Origin of the sequence: Amaricoccus solimangrovi (assembly GCF_006385685.1) — a bacterium.
Classification (GTDB): Bacteria; Pseudomonadota; Alphaproteobacteria; order Rhodobacterales; family Rhodobacteraceae; genus Amaricoccus; species Amaricoccus solimangrovi.
This window is the reverse complement of the sequence record NZ_VFRP01000125.1, coordinates 1-693: the sequence shown is the minus strand read 5'-3', so window position 1 is coordinate 693 and position 693 is coordinate 1. Positions and strand designations below refer to the sequence as shown.

1 protein-coding gene is annotated in these 693 nt (G+C 69.4%); it reads left to right on the top strand.

The genetic code is table 11. From position 1 onward, the window contains the following. On the top strand, positions 1-678 hold a 678-nt coding region (locus FJM51_RS23555; protein WP_438502778.1), incomplete at its 5' end, for a transposase. Positions 679-693 lie beyond the last annotated feature (15 nt).

The following is a 693-nucleotide window of genomic DNA, read 5'->3' as shown; positions in this document are numbered from 1 at the left end:
CTCCTGGCGCGGCTCGACGCGGTCGCCCAGGCGACAGGGGTTCCGATCCAGACCGTGACCGCCGATGCGGGCTACGCCTACGCCAAGATCTTCGGCGGTCTGGAGCGGCGCGAGATCAGTGGGGTGATCCCGACCAAGGCCGAACCAATTCGCAGCCCGGTTCCCCTGCGGCGGTTCCGGTACGATGCGAAGCACGACATCCTGAAATGCCCGCGCGGGAAGATCCTCAGGCCACAGGGGCCGGTGAAGCACGGCCGCTTCTTCCACGCCCGGGCGCGGGATTGTCGATCCTGCGATCTCGCGGCGCTGTGCCTGTCGAAGGGACGAGCCAACAAGGCGGTCGTCATCGGCCACGACTATCCCGCGCTGCTTCGCGCCCGCCGCCGCCGCGAGCGGTGGAGCGACGAGGACCAGCACCTCTACCAGCGGCACCGCTGGCGCTCGGAGGGCTTCCATGGCGAGGCCAAGACCTGGCACGGCCTCGCTCGCGCCATCCGGCGCGGTCTTCAGAACATGCGCATCCAGGCGTTCCTGACCGCCGCCGCGATCAACCTCAAGCGGCTCGCCGCGGCGATGCTCTCTCGCATGCTCAAGAGCCTGCTGACGGCTCGCACGGGGCTGCGCGCCGCCTTCGATCGGTTGTTCGAGCGGGTGGTCCTCGGGGCCGTGACAGCCTGACAGAGCCCTCTTCCG